Genomic DNA, 14,674 nt, shown 5'->3' with positions numbered 1-14,674 from the left:
CACGTCGCCGTTGCGCACGCGTCAGAACGTCAGCCGGTGGTGCAGCGGGAGCCGTTGAGGGTGAAGGACTCCGGTGCCTCGTTCCCCCCGCCGGAACTGCCGTTGAAGCCGAAGCTCACGGAGCCGCCGGCGGGGATCGTCCGGGTCCAGGACTCGTGCCCGGCCCGGACGGCGGAACCGTCCTGCGTCACCCGGGCGTTCCAGGCGTGGCCGACGCGCTGGTCGCCACCGAAGGCGAACGCGAGCTCCCAGCCGTCGATCGCCCGGGACCCCGTGTTGTGGACGGTGACGTCGGCGTTGAACGAGCTGCCCCAGTCACTGAGCCGGTAGCTGACGCGGCAGTCCCCGCCCACCGGTCCCTCGGGCGTGCTGACGGCCAGCCCGGCGGAGCGCTCGGAACGGTTGCCCGCCGCGTCCCGGGCGTACACGGCGAAGACGTAGTCGGTGGCCGGGTCCAGGCCGCCGACCGTCGCGGTGGTCGTCGCCGACCCCGCGACGCGGGTCTCCCGGGCGCCGTCGATCCGGACGACGTCGTAGGCCGTGACGCCGGTGTCGTCGGTCGCGGCGGGCCAGCTGAGCGTGGCACTGCTCGACGTCACGTCCGCGGCCGTGGGGGTGCCGGGTGCCGTGGGTGCCTCGGTGTCCCCACCGCCACCGCGGTAGACACTCGCCTCCCGGGACGTCTCCCCGATCCCGTCCGGGCCGTGGAAGAACCGCTGGCCCCACGCGGTGAGCCGGGACGCGTCGAAGTCGGACGCCATGTCGAGGTACTCGACCCCGCCGCCGTTGCCGCTCCAGGACCAGCCCAGGTAGCCGACGCCGAATTCCCGGGCGGTGGCCATGATGGCGTCCTCGTCCGGGTTGCCGTCCGAATGCGCGTCGCCGAATTCCCCGACGACGATCGGAAGGCCGCGTGAGACGAACCGGTTCAGGTAATCCCGGACCGCGCTTTCCGTCTCGTACACGCCGTACATGTGGATGGAGAAGACGGTGTTGCGGTCGGGGTCGGCGGAGAAGACACCCGGCGCGTTCTCCAGCATGGTGGACGACCAGTCCTGTCCCCAGTTGGGGGCGTCGGCCATGAGGGTGTGCTCGAAGCCGGCCGCCCGCATGCGCTGGAGGGCGTCCGTCGTGCCGGCGGTCCAGTTCTCGTACCCGGTGTTGCCGTAGGGCTCGTTGCCGAGGTTGAGGATGACGTACTTTTCCTGCCCCTTGACGGCGTCCTGGACGTCGATCCAGTAGTCGACGGCCCGGGACAGCGGCACGGCCGCGGCGGCCTCCCCGTAGCCGGTGGTGTCGTGGACCTCAAGGACGCAGATCAGGCGGTTGTCCTTGCACTGCCGAACGACCGCCGCCACGTCCGAGACGTCGTTCCTCGTCCACTGGTCCCCTGAACTCAGCACCACACGTGCCGAGTTGGCGCCCAGGGCCTTGATGTCCGCCAGGGCCTGCGGGGTGCTGTCGGGGTACCAGGTGTGTGCGTGGTTGACGCCTCGGAGGACGAAGTCCTCGCCGTTCGCGTCCAGGAGGCGGCCTTCGCCGACGTGGAACCCGGGGGACGCCGCCGCGTCGTCCGCCGCCTGTGCGGCGGGTGGCGCGGCGAGGGCGGTGGTCGCCATGGCCAGGATCGCTCCCGCGGCGACGGCCAGTTTCCTTCTCATCTCTCGCTCCCAACGTGGGGGCCGGGCCGGGCCGTGGCGGGACACAGTCCGCCACCGCCGGGGACCCGCTCTGCCGTGTGGTGCCTGATGGCGGTGTCCGTCGGCCGCCGGTGCGGTGCTGCGGCTCGTGGCGGCCGACGGGGAGGAGTGGCCGGGGAATTCCCTCCGCAGGTCGGCAAAAGAGCGACAAGCGGGTGACGTTGACGTGTTCCCCGGTCAACTGGAAGAGAGGTTAGAGGCGGTGAGGTGGCAGGACAACAGCGAGAGCAAAACCGGTTAAGTTTAGTGCGTGTTTAGAGCTGCCCGACGGCTGCCGTCGCCCGGAACACCGTGCCGGAGCCCGAAAGGGCCGCCTGCTCGCCCGCCCTGACGAAGACCGCCGAGCCCGGCACCAGCGTGCTCGCGCCCCCGGAGTCGGTGACGCGCGCCCGGCCCTCGGTGCAGACCAGGATCTGCGGGGCCGTACCGTCCAGGGGCATCGGCGCGCCACCGGGGCGCGGGCGCAGCCGGGACAGCCGGAAGTCGTCGACCGGGGCCGGGTAGACCTCCTCGCCGGACGCCAGGGCCACCGGTCGCAGGGTGGGCACCGGACCGGCGGAGAACCGCGTCACCCGCAGCAGTTCCGCCACGTCGACGTGCTTGGCGGTCAGGCCGCAGCGCAGCACGTTGTCCGAGGCCGCCATGACCTCGACGCCGAGGCCGCGCAGGTAGGCGTGCGGCACCCCGGCGCCGAGGAACAGGCCCTCGCCGGGCGCCAGCCTGACGTGGCGGAGCGTCAGGGCGGCGAGCAGCCCGGGGTCGCCCGGGTGGGCCCGGGCGACGGCCCTGTACGCGGCGAAGTCCGCACGGTGCCGGCCCTCGGTCCGGGCCGCCCGTGCCACGGCCCGCGTGACGTCCTCCACCAGGGCGGAGCCCTCGGTCACGAACGCGGTGAACACCGAGCGCAGCGCCTCCTCCTCGGGCCGCGCGCGCAGGTCGGCACAGTGCCGGTCGAGGGCGTCGAGCCGCAGTGCGGCCAGCAGTTGTGCGCACTCCTCCGGGGGCCGGAAGCCGCACAGCCCCTCGAAGGGCCCGAGCGCGACGATCATCTCCGGCTTGTGGTTGTCGTCCCGGTAGGTGCGCTGCGGCGCGTCCAGCGGGATCCCGCGCGCCTCCTCGCTCCGGTGGCCGTGCGCGGCCTGGGCCGCGTCGGGGTGCACCTGGAGCGAGAGCGGTGCATCGGCGGCGAGCAGTTTGAGGAGGAAGGGCAGTCGCGGGCCGAACCGGCGCAGCACGGGTGCGCCCAGCTCGGCGGCCGGATCGCGCGCGATCACCCGGTCCAGGGGCTCCTGCCCGGCCCCGCGTTCGATCAGGGACGGCGCGGCCGGGTGGGCACCCATCCACAGCTCCGCCTGCGGCGTTCCGTCGGGTTCGACGCCCAGGAGTTCCGGCAGCGCCGTGCGCGAGCCCCAGGGGTAGGGGCGCAGGGGATTGGTGAGGCGGTCCACACGGTTCTCCTCATCCCGCCGGGGGTAGCGCGACGCCGTGGGCCCGGGCGGCGGCCGAGGCCGCCGCTCCGACCAGGCCGGCGTCCAGCGCGAGCCGCGCGGGAACGACCCGCAGGTCGCGGGTGAAGTCGAGCACGGCGTACGCCGCCAGGTGCTGGCGGAGCGGCGTGAAGAGGACGTCGCCGGACTGGGCCACGCCACCGCCGACAACGACGAGTTCGAGCTCCACCAGGGCGGCCGCCGCCGCGATCGCGGCCCCCAGGGCACGGGCGGCGCGTTCGTACGCCGCCAGCGCCCGCTCGTCCCCCGCGCGCGCCGCCACGGCGACGGCCGCCGCGTCCGCCGCGACACCCGCCGGCGGCTGCCATCCGGCCGCCTGCGCGTGGGCCATGATCGCCGTGCCGCTCGCCATGCCCTCCACGCAGCCCCGACCGCCGCACGGGCACCCGGGCCCGTCCATGTCGACGCTCATGTGGCCGATGTGGCCCGCGTTCCCCGTGCGGCCCGGGTGCACGGACCCGTTGAGCACCAGGCCAGCGCCCACGCCGGTCGACACGACCATGCACAGGGCGTTGGCCACACCCCGCGCGGCGCCGAGCCAGTGCTCGGCCGCCGTCATGGCGACGGCGTCGCCGACGAGCAGCGGCCGGACGCCGCCGGGCAGCCCGGGATGGGCGGCGATCCGGTCGATGAGGGGGAAGCCGCGCCAGGCGGGGATGTTGACCGGGCTGACGGTGCCGGCACCGGTGTCGACCGGCCCGGCACACGCCACGCCGAGGCAGGACAGGCCGCTCCAGGCGGGATGGGCGGCCAGTTCGTCGAGCACCGAGGACACGGCGGCCATCAGTTCCCCGGCCGGGCGGCGGGCGGGGGTGGGCCGCTGGGTCCGGGTGATCGGTGTCCCCGCCGGGTCCAGGAGGGCGCCGGCGATCTTCGTGCCCCCGATGTCCAGTGCTCCGTAAGCGGTCACGTCACAGCCTTTCGTCAGCGGGCGCCTCGCCCCGGGCGGACACTCTGACGCGTGGACGACCTACTTGTCTAGTAAACGGTTTAGTTTACGTAATGGTTTAGTAAATTCACTGAGTCGTGGCTGGTGGAGGACGCTGACGCGGTACGGCTGCGGCGGCGGAGGCGGAACGCCCGGCAGGGGCCGGCGGGCTACGAACGGCGGCGCGGGCGGCCGGTGCCGCGCCGCGCGCCGGTGCCGCCGCGCGGCTTCTTCCCGGCGGACCCGGTGCCGGAGGACGCCGGGAGCGTACCGGCCGCGCGCGAACGCTTCCCCTGCTTCCCCTTCTTCTCCTGCCGAGGCTGTTCCGGCGCATCCGACCGGCGTCGGCCGCGCGTGCTGTTGACGGTCCGCCCGCGCACGACGCCGATGAAGTCCTCCACGGCGTCCGTCGTCCGCTCCTCCGGCCAGGCCAGCGCGACGCCGGACTGCGGCGCGTCGGCCACCGTCCGGTAGGTCAGGTCCCTGCGGTGGTGCAGGCGGGCCAGGGACTGGGGGACGACCAGCAGACCGACGCCCGCCGCCACGAGTTCGACGGCGTCCCCGGTCGTGGCCGGACGGTCCAGCGCGGGCCGTCCGGGAGGCGCCTCCCAGTCGAGCGTGTCGTCCAGGGGGTGGAGGAGGATCTCGTCCGCGAGCTCCTCCAGCGCCACCTCGTCCGCCGCCGTCACCAGGTGGTCCTTCGGCACCACGACGACGGTGGTCTCGGTGTACAGGGGGATGGCGTGGAACACCGCCCGGTCCACGGGCAGCCGCAGCAGCGCCGCGTCGGCCGCACCCCGCAGCAGCACGCCGGAGGCGTCGGCGGGGGAGACGTCCACCAGGCGCAGCGGGACACCGGGGTGCCGCTCCTCCCAGGTCCGCACCCACTTGCCGGGCGTCACGCCGGGAACGTACGCGAGGCGGAACGCCTGAGGGGACGCGGCGGAGGCGGGCGGGGGAGGAGGTGGTTCCTGGCCTGTCACCGGGCCAGGCTACCGGCGTGGTCGGGGAGGGCGCGGACGCTCGATATCCTGGACCGCATGACGGCGCACCGGAAGACCCAGACCATGAAGCCCGCGACGGCGGCCAAGAAGCTGGGTGTGTACCTCGACGCCACCCCTGCGGAGTTCCGGGACGGGGTCGTCTCCCGGGACGAACTGAACGCGCTCCAGGCCGATCCGCCCGCGTGGCTGCGGGAGCTGCGGCGCAACGGTCCGCACCCGAGGCCCGTCGTCGCGGCCCGCCTGGGGGTCTCCATCTCGGGCCTCGCGCGCGGCGGCGTCACCGAAGCGCTCACCTCGGAGCAGATCGAGGCGCTGAAGCAGGAGGACCCGGAATGGCTCCGCAAGGAGCGCGCCACGCAGGCCGACGTGCGCGCCGAGGCCGCGCGGCTGAAGGAGAAGAAGCAGGACCGCCCGGCTGCGGGACAGACCGAGGAGACCGGCCCCCGCCGGGCCTGACCCGCTACCGGTCGGCCGCTCCTCAGCGCAGCAGGCCGTCGGGCAGCACCGCGAGGACGGGGCCCGCCGCGACGCCCAGCGCCACGGTCACGGCCGCCGCCCCCACGGCCGTGGAGGACGCCCAGGGGCGCACGTCCTCCACCGGTGCGGCCACCGGTGCGGCCGGCGTGAGGGCCGGGGCCAGCCAGCGCAGGTAGTAGAAGAGGCTGGCCACCGTGTTGAGTGCCGCGACGACCACGAGCCAGGCCATGCCGCCGTCCCAGGTGGCGGAGAAGACGGTCAGCTTGCCGACGAACACGGCCGTCGGCGGGGTGCCCACGAGCCCGAGGAGGCAGACGGCCAGCGCGGCCGTCGTCCACGGCCGGTGGCGGCCGAGCCCCCGGTAGGCGCCCAGTGTCGTCCGGGCGGGCAGGGCGGCGGCGACGGCGAAGGCGCCCACGTTGGTGAGCGCGTAGGCCGCGAGGTAGAACAGCAGGGCGCGCAGGGCGTTCTCCCGACCGGCGACCGCGACGGCCATGAGGGCGTACCCGGCCTGGCTGACCGTGGAGTAGCCCAGGAGCCGCAGCGGGTCCCGCTGGCCGAAGGCGGCGAGATTGCCGAGCGTCATCCCGGCCGTGGCGACGGCGGCCACCAGCAGCCGCCAGTCCACGACGGAGTCGGGGACGGTGAGCAGGACGCGGGCCAGGGCGATGAGGCCGCCGATCTTCGGCACCGTGGTGAGGAAGGCGGCGGCCGGCGGGGTCGCCCCCGCAGCGGCGTCCGGTACCCAGAAGTGGCCCGGCACCGCGCCCGCCTTGAACAGCAGCCCGGCCAGCAGGGCGACGACGCCCACCGCGAGCGCGGCCCTCGGCGCGCCGCCCAGGGCGTCCCGCAGCCCGGCGTAGTCGGTGGCGCCCGCGAGGCCGTAGAGCAGCGTGACGCCGAGCAGCAGGGTGATGCCGAGGAGGGCCCCGAGGAGGTACGTCTTGAGCGCGGCCTCGGCCCCGCGCGCGTCCCGGGCCCATCCCGCCAGCGCGTACAGGGGGAAGGAGGCGAGCAGGTAGGCGACGGCGAGGACCAGCAGGTCGGAGGCGCCCGCGAGAAGAACGCTGCCGAGCGACCCGAGCAGCACGAGCACGGAGAACTCGGCCTCCCGCCGGTCGCCCCGGGTCCGCTCGACGGAGAGGGCGAGCACCGCCAGTGCGGCCAGCGGCACCAGGACGCGCGCGGTGTGGGTCGGCCCGTCGACGGCGTAGGTGTGCGCGTAGACCATGCGGTCGTCCCCGGCGGCCTGGACGACGGCCACCGTGAGGGAGCCGACGAGCGCGAGGGCCGCGATCAACCGGGCGGGCCACTGGCGTTCCCGGGGGAGGTAGGAGCCGGTGAGCAGGGTGAGGACGGCCCCGAGGAGCAGGAGCAGCTCGGGGGCCAGGGCCAGCGGATCCTTGTGCACACCGATCACCCGGTGACCAGTTCGACGACCCGCCGAGCCGCCGGTTCGACCGTATCCAGCAGCCACCGGGGTGCGAGGCCGACGGCCACCGAGAGCGCCAGGAGCGGCACCACGGACCACGTCTCGGCCGGTCGGAGGTCGTGCACCGAGGCGGTGGCGTTCCCCGGGGGGCCCAGGAACACCCGGTGCAGCGCCCACAGGAACAGTCCGGCGGTCACGAGGATGCCGAGGAGGGCCAGTGCTGTGGGGACGGGGGCCGGGCCGAGCGATCCGGCGAAGATCTGGAACTCGGCGACGAAGCCGCTGAAGCCGGGCAGGCCGAGCGAGGCGAAGGCGGCCAGGGCGGTGAGGGCCGCGAAGCGCGGCGCGGGGCCGGCGAGGCCGCCGTAGGCGTCCATCTCGTAGGTGCCCGCCCGGTCCCGGAGCACCCCGGCGAGGAGGAACAGCGCCCCGGTGATCAGCCCGTGGCTGACCATCTGCACCACCGCGCCGGTGACGGCCACGGTCCGCGTCCCGGCGTCGCCGCCGCCGACGATCCCGGCGGCGCCGAGCGCCAGCAGGACGTACCCCATGTGGTTGACGCTGGTGTAGGCCACCATCCGCTTGAAGTCGGTCTGCGCGAGGGCGACCAGGGCGCCGTACAGCACGGAGACCACACCCACGACCACGACGACGAGCGCGTACGTCCGCCAGGCGTCCGGCAGCACCGGCATGGCGATGCGGACGAACCCGTAGGTGCCCATCTTCAGCAGGACGGCGGCGAGGACGGCGGAACCGGCGGCGGGGGCGTCGGTGTGGGCGGGCGGCATCCACGTGTGGAAGGGGACCGTCGGTGTCTTGACGGCGAGCCCGACACAGAGCGCCAGCAGCACGAGCGCACCCCCGGCGCCCTCACCCCGCAGCGGCGGGTCGCCGGTGAGCTCGACGATGTCGAAGGTGTGCGGGGTCGAGGCGGCGTACAGACCGATGAACCCGAGCAGCAGCGCGAGTGAGCCGACGAAGGTGTAGAGGAAGAACTTCAGCGCCGAGAGCGCGGCCCGCGCCCCGTGCCCCCAGCCGGCGATGACGAGGTACATGCCGACGATGGAGAGGTCGAAGAAGAGGAAGAAGAGGATCAGGTCGAGGGCGGCGAACAGCCCGAGGCAGGTCGTCTCCAGGGCGAGGAAGAGGACCGCGAAGCGGCGGACGTCGTGCTCCCTCTCCCGGCGCAGCGTGTGGACGGCGCACATGAGGAAGACGACGGCGGTGAGGGCGAGCAGCGGCAGCGACAGGCCGTCGACGCCGACGTGGTACCCCGCGCCGGCGCCGGGGATCCAGGGCCGGTCGGTCTCGTGGCCGATGCCCTCGCCGTCGTACGTCACCCACAGCGCGACCGTCAGCGCGAGCTCCGCCGCCGCGACCACCACCCATGTCCAGACCACGGCGCGGTCCGGCAGACGCCGGGCGGACAGGAGCAGCGCGGCCGCGACGAGCGGGGCGAAGACGGTCAGGGAGAGCACGCTCACCTCAACAGCAGGAGCAGGGCGACGGATGCGGCCAGGAGGGCGACGGCCTGGGCGTAGTACTGGTGGAGCTGCCCGGTCTGCGGTCGCAGCGCGGCCGCGCCCAGGCGTCGTGTCCCGGTGGCGACGCCCCGCACGAGGCCGTCGACGCCGCCGCGGTCGGCGCGGGCGGTCCACCCGGCCAGGCGGCGCACCGCCCGCGGAGCGGCGGCCACGGCCCGGTCCACGACGGTGTCGTCGAACCGGGCCAGCGCACCGGCCGCCGCCAGCACCGGTCGTACGACGAGGGCGCGGGCCGCCGCTTCCAGGCCGAGCCAGTTCCGCGCCCGGGCGGGCTCGGGCAGACGGTCCGCGAGAAGGACCGCGCCCGTGGTGACCGCCACGGCGAGGGCGGCGGTGACCACCATCGTTCCGGCCCCGGCGGCGGGCTCCCCGGGGACGCCGAGCACGGCCTTCAGCCTGTCGCCGCCCAGGGCGGGCAGGGCCAGGACGCCCAGGACGGCCGCGCCGAGAGCGAGGACGGCCAGCGGGAGGCGTTCGGCGGGGCGCGGGGCGCGCAGGCGCCGCCGCGCCCGCTCGGGCGGCCGCAGCAGCAGGCCCAGTGCCTTGCCCGCGTAACCCGCCGAGAGCACGGCGGCCCCCAGGGCGACGCCGTACAGCGCGGGGTGTTCGACGCCGGCGAGGATCTCGTCCTTCGTCGCCCACAGCGACAGCGGGGGGACGCCCGCCAGGGCGAGCGCGCCGACGGTGAACGGCAGGCCGACGCTCCGGTCGGGACGGGCGGCGCCGCGCAGGGCGCGCAGCCGCTGCGTCCCCCGTGTCGTCAGCCACGCCCCGGCGGTCAGGAAGAGCAGCGCCTTGACCGCCGCGTGCGCGACGAGGTGGGCCGTGCCGCCCGCCAGCGCCCCGGCACCGGCGGCCAGGACCACGAAGCCGAGCTGGGCGGCGGTGGAGGCGGCCAGCAGCTGCTTGAGGTCGCGCTGGGCGAGCGCCACGGCTCCCAGGGCCAGGGCCGTCAGCGCACCCGTCCAGGCCGCGACGTCGGCCGCCCACCCGGTGGCGGAGAGCAGGGGGTGCAGACGCAGCAGCAGGTAGCCGCCCATGGCGACCATGGCGGCCGAGTGGAGCAGCGCGCTGACCGGGCTGGGGCCGAGCATGGCCCGGGAGAGCCAGAAGGAGAACGGAAGCTGGGCCGCCTTGCCGAGTGCGGCGGCGAGGACCCCGGCCGCTGCGAGCTGCCGCCAGCCGCCCGCCAGCCCGGGCAGGGTGTCCAGGGCGAAGGTGCCGCCGCCCGCCAGGGCCGCGCCCGCCGCCAGGTAGAGGCCGACGTCCCCCGTGCGGGTGGTGAGGAAGGCGACCGTTCCGGCCGCCGGAGGGCCGTCCGTCCGCCAGTGGAAGGCGATCAGGCCGTAGGACGTCGCGCCCATCACCTCCCAGGCCAGCAGCAGCCCGGTCAGCGTGGTGGCCGTGGCGGTCAGGAGGACGGCGGCGAGGAACAGCAGCATCAGGCCGAAGAACCGGGGGCGTCCCGCGTCGATGTCGGCCGTCGCGAAGAGGAGGACGAGGAGGCCGACCGCCGACACGGTGACGATCACCACGGCGGACAGCCCGTCCACGGCCAGCGCGAGCGGACCGCCCGGCAGGAAGTCCGCCGTGGCGCGCGGCCGGTGCACGGCGGCGAGCAGGGCCAGGACGGCGGTGGCCGCCGCGACGGCGAGGGCGACCACCCCGGCCGTGCGGCCCCACCGGCCGTCCCGGTCCCGCCCGTCCCGGTCGCCCCCGGCGAGGGCGAGCACCCCGCCCGGCACGGCGGGCAGGAGGACCAGCGTCCACAGCAGGGCGCCGCTCACCGCCGCAGCTCCGCCGCCATGTCGGTCGTGTCGGCGTCCTTGGCGCGGAAGAGCAGGGTCACGACGGCGAAGCCCATCGCCATCTCGACGGTCATCGCGGAGATGACGACGAGGACGAGCACCTGACCGTCCGGCTGGGCGGGGGCGACGAAGTACCAGAAGGACGCGGCCGCCACGATGACGCCGTTGATCATCAGCTCCAGACCCATCATGATCATCACCACGGACTGCTGGCTGAGCGCCCCGTACAGGCCGACCGCGAAGAGGGCGGCGGCCAGCAGGAGGAAGAGGTCCGGCGTCATCGGCGCCCGCCCCGCACGTCGTAGCGGCTGCGGGAGGCGGAGAGGACCAGAGCGGCCACGATCGTGGTGAACAGGACGGCGCCGACGCCGATCATCACCAGCATCTTCGTCTCCATCACCCCGGTGCCGACGGCCCGGGTGGGGTCCTCGGGCACGGTGCCGCGCCGCTCGGGCCAGGGGGTCAGGAGGGCGACGGCGGCCAGGGAGAGGAACACGCCCACGGACAGGGCGAGGGCGCCCCGCCGGTTGTGCACCATGGACATGGGCATCAGACCCGCCGGGTTCATCATGAACATGATCATGAACACGGCCATGATCGCCATCTCCATGACCATCATCAGCACGGTGACCACGCCGAGATAGGCCAGGTCCAGCAGGAGCAGCGCCAGCCCCACGGCGACGAAGGACAGTGCCAGGGCGTACGTGGCCCTGGCCATCGAGTCCACCCGGAACACCGCGATCCCCGCGCCCACCGCGACCACGGCAAGCGACCAGAACAGCAGCGCCTCCACGACCTCACCCCTTCGCGACGACGACGATCGACACGGCCAGCACCTGGAGCAGCACGACGGGCAGGGCCACCACCCAGCCCAGCCGCACCACCACCTGCGGCCGTAAGCCGGGCAGCCGACCCCGCAGCACGACCAGGCAGCCCAGCACGGCCAGCGTCTTCAGCAGCGACCACAGCCAGCCCGGCAGCCACGGCCCCGCGCCGCCCCCGAGGAACAGCGCGACCGCCATGGCGGCCCCGGCCGTCAGCAGGGCGTACCGGCCAGCGAGCAGCAGCAGCCGGTCGACGCCCGACGCCTCGGCGAACACACCCCCCGCGACGTCGTCGCCGCCCGGGGCCCCGAACGGCCCCCACAGGCTGAACCCGGCCACCCCCAGCAGCAGCACCACGAACGCCACCGGCATCCAGACCACGAACCACAGCCCGTCCTGCGCCTCCACCACCGCCCCCACGTCCAGGCTGCCCGCCGCCACGGCCGGGGCGGTCAGCGCGAACATCAGCGGCAGTTCGTACCCCAGGGCCTGGGCGAGATAGCGGTACCCGCCCACCAGCGGGTACGGACTGTCCGGGCCCCAGCCCGCGAGCCACACCACGGCCCACAGGCAGACGTCCATCGCGTTGAACCAGACGACGCCCACCGGGACGTCGGCCACCACGTGCCCACCGAAAGGCACCACGGCGATCATCAGCGCAGCGACCACCACCGGCCCCGCCACCCCGGCCTGCCACAGCAGACCGTCGCGGACGGCCGTCGTGCGGCGCCGCTGGCGCAGCAGCCGCGCCGTCTCCGCGAACGGCCGCGCCGCCCGCGCCCCGCCGCCGACCGCGCCACCGGGCAGCGCGGCGTCCAGGACGGCCCCCGCCGAGGCCACCGCGAGCAGCGCGGCGAGCACCGGCAGGGCCGCCCACACCGGGGCGGCGTCGACCGTCATGACGCCCCCGCCGAGGCCGGGACCGGCGTATCGGCCGCCGGCTCGTCGGGGTCCGGGTCGAAGCTCGCCACGACCGTGCGGGCCTCCGCCAGCTCCAGCCCCGGCAGCAGCTCCACAGCGGCCCGGAGCAGGGCGGCCGAGGGCGCGGCGGCGGGCTCCCCGCGCGGACCGCCGTCGGGCGGGGGCGCGCCGCCCAGCACGGCGTCCGTCTCGACGAGCCACTGCCGCAGCCGGGCGGAGACGTCGTGCGGGGGCGCCGCACGGGCGGCGGGGCCGCCCACCCCCAGGCGACGCGCGTCCGCCGGGTGGAGCACCCCCACGTCCCGGGTGCTCCACCGCAGCAGACGCGAGCCCTCCACACGCCGCCGCCAGGGACCGAAGTCCGCCCGGACGCGCTCGTGCGGTGCACCGGCGAGCAGCCGGTCCCGCAGCGCGACCGCCCCGGACGCGGCGCCCTCCCAGCCGGTGACGGACAGCAGCCGGGCCAGCGCGTCGAGGTGCGAGCCGGCGCAGCGCCTGCGCCGGAGGTCCGGGGAGGCGTCCGCACCGGGCGCCCAGTAGGACGGCCGCCGCGCCGCCCCCGCCCGCAGCACCCGGGCGGTCGCGCTCCGGACGACGTCCCCCTGGAGCCGGACGTCCACGACGAGCCCGGCGGGCCAGTGCGGCAGGACGGGGCCCAGCGGCACCCGCAGCACGTCGAGCGTCAGCCCGTCGCGGTCCTCGGCGCGGTCGGCCATCGGCAGACCGCCGGGCAGGTCCTCCTCGGGGCCGGGGACGGAGGTGTCGTCCCGGCCGGCGGCGTCGTCCTCCTGCTCCGCCGCCCCCAGGAGGGGCACGAGTCGGCGCAGGACGCCCTCGGCCCGTCCCGGCCCGGCCACGACGCCGCGCGCGCGGGGCCCGGGCAGCTGCGACCACGTGACGTCGGCGGCCCTCCGCAACTCCGCCGACGGCTCCCCGACCACGAGCAGCACATCCGCGTCCGCGGGCCCGAGGGCCCGCACACCGCCGAGCGCGGCCAGCGCCGCCTCCGTCTCCAGCCGCAGCTCCGTCGCGCCGGGACACACGACGAGGAGGACGTGCGGGCACCGGGCGGCCCAGCGCGCCAGGGGTCCCCGGCCCCTCCGCGCGCTCACGCCCACGCGAGGACACCTTCTCGGCGGGCGTAGAGCACACCGCACATCAGCAGGCCGAGGAACGCGAACATCTCCACCACGGCCGCCGTCCCCACCTCGGCCACCACGACCGCCCACGGGTACATGAACAGCATCTCGACGTCGAAGGCCAGGAAGACCAGCGTCAGCGCGTACCAGCGGGCATGGAACCGGGACCACGCGTGCTCCGCCGGTGCGCCGCCGCAGGAGAACGGCCCGGTCACCAGCGCGGCGGCCCGCACGGCCGTCAGCCGGTGCAGGACGCGCAGCCCCGCGACACCGCCGACGACCAGCACCAGCATCAGTCCCAGGTGCGCGAACTCCGCCATGTCTCAGCTCCGCCTCCACGACGTGTACGGGCGACGACCGTCATCGCCGCCCGGTACCCCGCCGGGACGTCCCCATACCTGCGAAACGGGCGATTCCCCCCAGGAGCGGGCGACCGTCCGCGCCGGGCCTCAGCCCTCGCGCGTCGACAGCCCCGCCGCCGCGTCGCCCAGCGCGTCCAGCACCGGGCGGATCAGCGGGTGGTCCTCCGCGCCCCGGCGGACGGCCGCGAACACGCGGCGGAACGCGGCCGGACCGGTGACCGGCCGCACCACCACGTCGCGCACCTCCATGCCGCGCAGCGCCGAGCGGGGCACCAGGGCCACGCCCGCGCCCGCCCCCGCGAGGGCCACCACGGCCCGGAAGTCGTCGGAGGAGTGCCGCAACCGCGGGTCGAACCCGGCCAGCTCACAGGCCAGCAGCACCATGTCCAGACACGGATTGCCCGGGTAGGGGCCGATCCAGTCGCTGTCCGCGAGCGACAGCAGAGCCACCTCGGGCTCCGCCGCCAGCGGATGCCCGGCGTGCAGGACGGCGTCGAACGGCTCGGCGTACAGCGGCACGCGGACCAGCCGCCGGTCACCCTCGCGCGGCGCGCCCCGGTACTCGACGGCGAGCGCGACGTCCGCCTCCCCGTCGAGGACCATCGGCAGCGAGGCGTCACCCTCGGCGTCCCGCACCCGCACCCGGACACCGGGGCGCCGCACGCCGAGCGTGACGATCGCCGGGGCCAGCACCTCGGCGATGCCGGTCGCGAAGGCCGCGACCGTCACCTCGCCCGCGCTGCCGCCCGCGTACGCCGCGAGCTCCGCCTCGGCCCGCTCCAGCTGGGCGAGCATCGCGTTCGCGTGCTCCAGCAGGATCTCCCCGGCCGCCGTCAACCGCACGCCCCTGCCGCTGCGGGTCAGCAACGTGTGCCCGGTCTCCTGCTCCAGCGCGGCCAGCTGCTGCGAGACGGCGGACGGGGTGAGGTACAGCGCCGCCGCCGCGGCGGTCACCGTCCGGTGGTCCGCCGCGGCCCGCAGGATGCGCAGCCGCCGGGGATCGATCACCGGTCCATTGTCACCCGGC

General features: G+C 75.3%; 14 protein-coding genes. 1 reads left to right on the top strand and 13 read right to left on the bottom strand.

The window, feature by feature from the left end; translation table 11 throughout:
* Positions 1-29: 29 nt before the first annotated feature.
* The 4 genes from V6D49_RS03710 to V6D49_RS03695 all read right to left on the bottom strand — a co-directional run bounded on the left by V6D49_RS03710 (position 30) and on the right by V6D49_RS03695 (position 5,119).
* Positions 30-1,661: a cellulase family glycosylhydrolase gene (locus tag V6D49_RS03710; RefSeq protein WP_340557078.1), complete on the bottom strand. Its 1,632-nt coding sequence runs from the start codon at positions 1,659-1,661 to the stop codon at positions 30-32.
* Positions 1,662-1,954: 293 nt separating this feature from the next.
* Positions 1,955-3,148, bottom strand: a complete 1,194-nt coding sequence (gene manA, locus V6D49_RS03705; RefSeq protein WP_340557076.1) for a mannose-6-phosphate isomerase, class I — start codon at positions 3,146-3,148, stop codon at positions 1,955-1,957.
* 10 nt (positions 3,149-3,158) lie between these two features.
* Positions 3,159-4,118: an ROK family protein gene (locus tag V6D49_RS03700; RefSeq protein WP_340557074.1), complete on the bottom strand. Its 960-nt coding sequence runs from the start codon at positions 4,116-4,118 to the stop codon at positions 3,159-3,161.
* 188 nt (positions 4,119-4,306) lie between these two features.
* Complete coding sequence (locus V6D49_RS03695; RefSeq protein ID WP_445330458.1) at positions 4,307-5,119, bottom strand: LysR family transcriptional regulator substrate-binding protein; 813 nt, start codon at positions 5,117-5,119, stop codon at positions 4,307-4,309.
* A gap of 57 nt (positions 5,120-5,176) precedes the next feature.
* Between V6D49_RS03695 and V6D49_RS03690 the strand changes: the two genes are divergently transcribed.
* Entirely contained in the window at positions 5,177-5,596 is a 420-nt protein-coding gene (locus V6D49_RS03690; RefSeq protein WP_340557070.1) for a DUF5997 family protein, read from the top strand.
* A 22-nt stretch (positions 5,597-5,618) separates the two neighbouring features.
* Here V6D49_RS03690 and V6D49_RS03685 read toward each other — a convergent pair whose 3' ends face one another.
* From V6D49_RS03685 to V6D49_RS03645, 9 genes are all read right to left on the bottom strand, one after another.
* Positions 5,619-7,037 carry an NADH-quinone oxidoreductase subunit N gene (locus V6D49_RS03685; protein ID WP_340557068.1) on the bottom strand — a complete coding sequence of 473 codons (1,419 nt, stop codon included), beginning with the start codon at positions 7,035-7,037 and terminating at the stop codon, positions 5,619-5,621.
* A complete protein-coding gene (locus tag V6D49_RS03680; protein WP_340563656.1) occupies positions 7,034-8,527 on the bottom strand; it encodes a complex I subunit 4 family protein in 1,494 nt (497 codons plus the stop codon). The genes V6D49_RS03685 and V6D49_RS03680 overlap by 4 nt, the downstream gene beginning before the upstream one ends.
* A 2-nt stretch (positions 8,528-8,529) precedes the next feature.
* Positions 8,530-10,380, bottom strand: a complete 1,851-nt coding sequence (locus V6D49_RS03675) for a proton-conducting transporter transmembrane domain-containing protein (RefSeq protein ID WP_340557066.1) — start codon at positions 10,378-10,380, stop codon at positions 8,530-8,532.
* Positions 10,377-10,682 carry an NADH-quinone oxidoreductase subunit NuoK gene (gene nuoK, locus V6D49_RS03670; protein ID WP_340557065.1) on the bottom strand — a complete coding sequence of 102 codons (306 nt, stop codon included), beginning with the start codon at positions 10,680-10,682 and terminating at the stop codon, positions 10,377-10,379. Before nuoK ends, V6D49_RS03675 begins: the two co-directional genes overlap by 4 nt.
* Entirely contained in the window at positions 10,679-11,194 is a 516-nt protein-coding gene (locus V6D49_RS03665; protein ID WP_340557064.1) for an NADH-quinone oxidoreductase subunit J, read from the bottom strand. Before V6D49_RS03665 ends, nuoK begins: the two co-directional genes overlap by 4 nt.
* A 4-nt stretch (positions 11,195-11,198) precedes the next feature.
* Positions 11,199-12,125 (bottom strand): complex I subunit 1 family protein, encoded by a 927-nt coding sequence (locus V6D49_RS03660; protein WP_340557063.1) that lies wholly within the window; start codon positions 12,123-12,125, stop codon positions 11,199-11,201.
* Positions 12,122-13,258 (bottom strand): hypothetical protein, encoded by a 1,137-nt coding sequence (locus tag V6D49_RS03655; RefSeq protein WP_340557061.1) that lies wholly within the window; start codon positions 13,256-13,258, stop codon positions 12,122-12,124. Before V6D49_RS03655 ends, V6D49_RS03660 begins: the two co-directional genes overlap by 4 nt.
* A complete protein-coding gene (locus V6D49_RS03650) occupies positions 13,255-13,605 on the bottom strand; it encodes an NADH-quinone oxidoreductase subunit A (RefSeq protein WP_340557059.1) in 351 nt (116 codons plus the stop codon). Before V6D49_RS03650 ends, V6D49_RS03655 begins: the two co-directional genes overlap by 4 nt.
* A 129-nt stretch (positions 13,606-13,734) precedes the next feature.
* Entirely contained in the window at positions 13,735-14,655 is a 921-nt protein-coding gene (locus tag V6D49_RS03645) for a LysR family transcriptional regulator (protein WP_340557057.1), read from the bottom strand.
* Positions 14,656-14,674: the final 19 nt, after the last annotated feature.

The organism is Streptomyces sp. GSL17-111, from assembly GCF_037911585.1.
Classification (GTDB): domain Bacteria; phylum Actinomycetota; class Actinomycetes; order Streptomycetales; family Streptomycetaceae; genus Streptomyces.
Note: the sequence above shows the minus strand (reverse complement) of the source record. Positions and strands in the feature narration are given on the sequence as shown.

Bases quoted from the DNA above. Each gene is read 5' to 3' on its own strand.
- V6D49_RS03660 (WP_340557063.1), bottom strand. From the start codon at position 12,125: ATGACGGTCGACGCCGCCCCGGTGTGGGCGGCCCTGCCGGTGCTCGCC.
- V6D49_RS03710 (WP_340557078.1), bottom strand. From the start codon at position 1,661: ATGAGAAGGAAACTGGCCGTCGCCGCGGGAGCGATCCTGGCCATGGCG.
- V6D49_RS03650 (WP_340557059.1), bottom strand. From the start codon at position 13,605: ATGGCGGAGTTCGCGCACCTGGGACTGATGCTGGTGCTGGTCGTCGGC.
- nuoK (WP_340557065.1), bottom strand. From the start codon at position 10,682: ATGACGCCGGACCTCTTCCTCCTGCTGGCCGCCGCCCTCTTCGCGGTC.
- V6D49_RS03690 (WP_340557070.1), top strand. From the start codon at position 5,177: ATGACGGCGCACCGGAAGACCCAGACCATGAAGCCCGCGACGGCGGCC.